We start from the raw sequence: 5,326 nt of genomic DNA, 5'->3' as shown, positions 1-5,326 counted from the left end.
TCGGTCACCGATCCGGCCAGCATCGGGGTGATCAGCCAGGTCGGCGAGTATCTGATCCTCGACGATCCGAAGGATGGTCTGCAGCCGAAGCTGGCTCTGTCCTGGGAGGCCAACGAGACGGCCAGCCGCTGGACCTTCAAATTGCGGCAAGGGGTAAAATTCCACGATGGCCGCGCGGTCACCGCCAAAGACGTTGTGGCGAGCTTCGAGCGGCTGGTCGATCCGGCCAGCGGCTCGTCGGCGTTGTCCGCCTACAAGGGCATCCTGTCCAAGGGCGGCGCCAAGCTGGTCGACGACGAAACCGTCGCCTTCGATCTCGACGGTCCGAACAGCAACTTCCCGTTCTATGTCTCCTCCGACGTCTACAATGCCGTCATCCTGCCTGCCGACTATGCCGGTGATTTCGAGAAGACTTTCAACGGCACCGGCCCGTTCAAGCTCGAATCCTTCCGTCCCAAGCAAGGCGCCAGCTTCGTGCGCAATGAGAATTACTGGGGCGACAAGGCGCTGCCCGACCGGATCGAGATCAAGTTCTTCGACGACGAGCAGGCACAGGTGCTGGCTTTGCAGGCCGGCCAGCTCGACGTGATCCCAAGCACGACGCGGCTGGAGCTGGCGATCGAGGGCAATCCCAACTTCAAGCTGCTGAGCGTGCAGGCGAGCTCGCACGACCAGGTGCATCTCAGGACCGACCAGGCGCCGTTTACCGACAAGCGCATCCGCCGCGCGCTGGCGCTCACGATCGACCGAGAGGCTGTGGTCAAGGGCCTGCTCAAGGGCCGCGCCATCGTCGGCAACGACACGCCGTTCGCGCCGATCTTCCCCTCGGCCGATCCATCGGTGCCGCAGCGCAAGCAGGACATTGCCGAGGCCAAGCGGCTGCTTGGCGAGGCGGGCGTGCCCAACGGCTTCGAGGTGACGCTGACCACCGAACGCGCCTATGACATTCCCGACTATGCGGTCATCATCCAGAACTTCGCCAAGAAGGCCGGCATCGACGTCAAGCTCAATGTCCTGCCGCAGGACGCCTATTACGGCTCGGCGACGTTCGGCAGTTCGCCATGGCTGGATTCGGTGCTCGGCATCACCGACTATGGCCACCGCGGCACGCCCGACATCTTCCTCAACGCCACGCTAAAGAGTTCGGGAGCTTGGAACGCGGCACATTTCAACAACCCGGCCTATGACGCGCTGCTGCTTGACTACTCGAAGGCGCGCGACCTGCAGGCACAGCGCCTTGTTGCCCGCAAGATCCAGACCTTGCTGCTCGACGAGACGCCGGCGATCATCAGCTACTTCTCGCAATACAGCCGCATCGTCAGCTCCAAGGTCGAGGGCGTACGCTTCACCGCGATTTCGCATCTCCTGCTCGACCGCGTTTCCTTCGTCCAGGCATGATCGCGACATGCTGACCGGTCGCATTCTGTCAGCGCGTGTGGGCACACTTGTCCTCACCCTGTGGCTGGTCAGCATTCTGGTGTTCTTCGCCGGGCAGGTCCTGCCCGGCGATGTGGGCCGTGTCATGCTCGGGCCTTTTGCCGACGCGCAAGCGGTGGCGGAACTGAACAAGCGGCTAGGCGCCGACCAGCCGGTTCTCGTCCAGTATTGGCTCTGGTTCAGCAAAGCGGTCACCGGTGACTTCGGCACCTCGCTGTCGATGCGCGGGCCGGTGGCGCCCTTCGTGCTGGAAAGCCTCAAGCGCTCCGCGGCGCTTGCCGGGATTATTTTGCTCTTCCTCGTTCCGCTCGGCGTTGGTGCCGGCGTCATCGCCGGTCTCAATGCGGGCCGCCTCATCGACCGGCTGATCGTGATGGCGGGCGTCTCCTTCGGCATTGTGCCTGATTTCGTTTCCGGCCTGATGCTGCTCATCGTTTTCGGCCTGTGGCTGAACTGGTTCCCGATCTCCGGAGTTGCGCCCGATGGCGCGGGCTTCTGGACGCATGGCTATTATCTGATCCTGCCGGCGCTGCCGCTGGTGCTGAACCTTTCCGGCTATATCGCCCGGATGACGCGAGCGGGCGTGATCGAGGCGATCGCCGCCGATTACACGCGCACCGCCGTCCTGAAAGGGCTCGAGCGGCGCGAGATCATCTTTCGGCACGTGCTGCGCAATGCGCTGACGCCGACCGTCGCGGTGCTGGCGACGCAGACCGGATACATGCTGGGTGGGCTGGTGGTGATCGAGGCGTTGTTCGGCATCCAGGGACTTGGCAATCTGGTCCTGAACGCGGCCAAGGCCCGTGATTTCCCGATGCTGGAGGCAGGCGTATTGGTGATGGCGGCCATCTTCGTGCTGTCGGCGGCGGCCGGCGACCTCTTGCTGGCGCTGCTCGATCCGCGGCAACGCCGCCGGACCTCGCCATGACGGATCTGGCCGAGTTTCCCGCACCGCAGCTCGCCGTGGCGGGCTTTTCGACAATGCGCCGGATTCGCAGTGCTTTCGCCGGATTGCCGCCGTCGGTCGTGGTCGGATTGCTGCTGCTTTTGTTCTGGGTCGCTTGCGCCATAGCAGGCAACCTCTTCGTTCCCTACGATCCCTATGCCGAGGATTTCCTGGCGACGCTGACGCCGCCCGATGCGCTGCACTGGTTCGGGACCGATCAGCTCGGCCGCGATGTGCTGTCCCGCATCATCGTCGGTTCGCGCGACATCCTGCTGGTTGCGCCGCTGGCGACGCTGGCCGGGGTTGCCGCCGGCAGCATCATCGGCCTGGTGCTCGGCTATTTCGAGGGCCTCACTGATGCCATCGGCGCGCGGCTGCTCGATACGCTGATGGCGTTTCCGTTCATCGTTCTCGTCACCATGACGCTGGTGGCGATCGGCCCGTCGAACCTGACCGTCATCCTGGTGATCGGCATCGCCTACGCGCCGCTGGTGGCGCGCACCGTTCGCGCCGCCGTGCGTGAGCAGAAGCAGCGCGACTATGTCAGCGCCGCGCGCCTCGGCGGCGAGGGCGCGCTCGCCATCATGTTCCTGGAGATACTGCCCAACATCAGGGAAACGATCCTCATCGAGCTCGTCACAAGGCTGGGCTACGCGTTCTTCTCGATCGCGACGCTGAGCTTTCTCGGCCTCGGCATCCAGCCGCCATCGGCCGACTGGGGACTGGCCGTCGCCGACGGCTATGGCTTCCTGACCGGCGGAAAATGGTGGGTCGTCGTCTTCAATTCTGGGGCAATCGTCTCGCTGGTGATGGCGACCAACCTGATCGCACAAGGCATTGGCGCCTTCGAGAATAGCGATGCATGAGCCTTGATCCGGGCGCCAAAAAATCTCTTTTGCATTGAAGCCTGACGCGCATCCTTATATCGCATGACTATGAAGAAAATCGGTTTCCTGTCGTTCGGGCACTGGACGCCCTCGTCGCAATCGCAAGTGCGCTCGGCTTCGGACGCGCTTTTGCAATCCATAGAGCTGGCTGTCGCCGCCGAGCAGCTGGGCGCGGACGGCGCGTATTTTCGCGTGCATCACTTCGCCCGCCAGCTCGCGTCGCCGTTCCCGCTGCTGGCGGCGGTCGGCGCCAGGACCAGCCGTATCGAGATCGGCACCGCGGTCATCGACATGCGCTACGAGAATCCGCTCTACATGGCCGAGGATGCCGGTGCTGCCGACATCATCGCCGGCGGGCGCCTGCAGCTCGGCATCAGCCGTGGCTCGCCCGAGCAGGTGATCGATGGCTGGCGCCATTTCGGTTACGCGCCGCCGGAAGGCAAAAGCGACGCCGACATGGCGCGGCATCATGCCGAGGTCTTCCTCGAGACGCTGCGGGGCGAGGGGTTCGCCCAACCCAATCCGCGGCCGATGTTCCCCAATCCGCCCGGCCTCTTGCGCCTCGAGCCGCATTCGGAGGGTCTGCGCGAGCGGATCTGGTGGGGTGCGGCTACCAACGCCACGTCGGAATGGGCAGCCAAGCTCGGCATGAACCTGCAGAGCTCGACGCTCAAATTCGACGAGAGCGGCAAGCCGTTCCACATCCAGCAGGCCGAGCAGGTCCGCATCTATCGCGAGGCCTGGAAGGCAGCCGGCCACAAGCGCGAGCCGCGCGTCTCGGTCAGCCGCAGCATCTTCGCGCTGGTCGACGATCGCGACCGTGCTTATTTCGGCCGCGGCAATGAGAGCCGCGACCAGATCGGCTTCATCGAGGAGAACACCAAAGCGATCTTCGGGCGCAGCTACGCGGCCGAGCCGGATGTGCTGATCAAGGAATTGGCGCAGGACGAGGCGATCGCCGAAGCCGATACGCTGCTGCTCACCGTTCCGAACCAGCTCGGCGTCGACTACAATGCGCATGTCATCGAGGCGATCCTGACCCATGTCGCTCCAGCGCTGGGCTGGCGCTGACGCCGGATCGATCAGGGCCGAGTTTTCCAGGGAGGTACACAGTGCCAAAGAAGGCCTTGATCGCCTGGGGCGGCTGGGAGGGCCATACGCCGGAGCAGAGCGCGAAGATCGTTCGCACCTTGCTTGAGCGAAACGGCTTCGACGTCACGCTGGGTGAGGGCACGGCGATGTTCGCCGGTCCGGAGCTTGCTTCCTTCGATCTCATCGTGCCTGTCATCACGATGTCGATGATCGAAAAGGCCGAGTTGCAGAACCTGACGCTTGCGGTTCGCGGGGGAAGCGGGCTCGGCGGTTTCCACGGCACGATGGGCGACAGTTTCCGCAATGAGCCTGACTATCAGTTCATGACCGGCGGCCAATGGGTGGCGCATCCCGGCAACATCATCGACTACACTGTCGCGATCACCCGGCCGGACGATCCGATCACAAAAGGCATCAGCGATTTCGCCTACCGATCGGAGCAATATTACATGCATGTCGACCCAAGCAATGAGGTGCTGGCGACCACCACCTTCACCGACGCGCATTTTCCGGGGATAGGCGGCGTTGTCATGCCGGTCGTCTGGAAACGGCGCTATGGGGCGGGGAAGGTTTTCTACAGTTCCCTTGGTCACACGGCGGATGAGTTCGCGGTGCCGGAAATGGCGCTGATGGTGGAGCGGGGTTTGCTTTGGGCGGCGCGGGGGTAGAAGCAGGCGAAGTTCGTGAAAATCTGATGGAATTCACAGGAAATCTACGGAGATATCCAATGAACGATTCCAGTTGGTCCGCTTCCGAAAAGAAGCTCGCCCGCCACGCCTTCGATAAGGCTCTTGAGGCGGCCCTCGCAAAGACGATGGCCGAATTCAAGAGCAAGGCCAGTGCGGTGACGGTTCCCTCCCAGATGTGGGAGCTGGAAGCCTATTTGCGTGAACAGCGGCGGGATATCGACCGGACGTTCGACTACCGCTATTCGCAGCTCCTTTATGTCTTCACTCATCTCATC

General features: G+C 63.3%; 6 protein-coding genes. All 6 read left to right on the top strand.

Annotation, left to right across the window (positions count from 1 at the left end; genetic code table 11):
* Positions 1-1,398 (top strand): ABC transporter substrate-binding protein (locus EN925_RS21860; protein WP_164894319.1); only part of this gene is annotated, 1,398 nt, incomplete at its 5' end.
* Between the two features lie 7 nt (positions 1,399-1,405).
* Positions 1,406-2,365 carry an ABC transporter permease gene (locus EN925_RS21855; protein WP_013530496.1) on the top strand — a complete coding sequence of 320 codons (960 nt, stop codon included), beginning with the start codon at positions 1,406-1,408 and terminating at the stop codon, positions 2,363-2,365.
* Complete coding sequence (locus tag EN925_RS21850) at positions 2,362-3,249, top strand: ABC transporter permease (protein WP_127385264.1); 888 nt, start codon at positions 2,362-2,364, stop codon at positions 3,247-3,249. Before EN925_RS21855 ends, EN925_RS21850 begins: the two co-directional genes overlap by 4 nt.
* A gap of 69 nt (positions 3,250-3,318) precedes the next feature.
* Entirely contained in the window at positions 3,319-4,341 is a 1,023-nt protein-coding gene (locus EN925_RS21845; RefSeq protein WP_164753796.1) for an LLM class flavin-dependent oxidoreductase, read from the top strand.
* Between the two features lie 41 nt (positions 4,342-4,382).
* On the top strand, positions 4,383-5,030 hold the full coding sequence (locus tag EN925_RS21840) for a ThuA domain-containing protein (RefSeq protein ID WP_127385263.1): 648 nt from the start codon (positions 4,383-4,385) through the stop codon (positions 5,028-5,030).
* Positions 5,031-5,089: 59 nt separating this feature from the next.
* On the top strand, positions 5,090-5,326 hold a 237-nt coding region (locus EN925_RS21835; protein ID WP_127419543.1), incomplete at its 3' end, for a hypothetical protein.

Source organism: Mesorhizobium sp. M7A.F.Ca.US.006.04.2.1 (assembly GCF_004022915.1).
In the GTDB taxonomy this organism is placed as follows: Bacteria; Pseudomonadota; Alphaproteobacteria; order Rhizobiales; family Rhizobiaceae; genus Mesorhizobium; species Mesorhizobium ciceri.
Note: the sequence above shows the minus strand (reverse complement) of the source record. Positions and strands in the feature narration are given on the sequence as shown.

Excerpts from the sequence above, each read along its gene's own strand:
- EN925_RS21855 (WP_013530496.1), top strand. The coding sequence starts at position 1,406 with ATGCTGACCGGTCGCATTCTGTCAGCGCGTGTGGGCACACTTGTCCTC.
- EN925_RS21845 (WP_164753796.1), top strand. The coding sequence starts at position 3,319 with ATGAAGAAAATCGGTTTCCTGTCGTTCGGGCACTGGACGCCCTCGTCG.
- EN925_RS21850 (WP_127385264.1), top strand. The coding sequence starts at position 2,362 with ATGACGGATCTGGCCGAGTTTCCCGCACCGCAGCTCGCCGTGGCGGGC.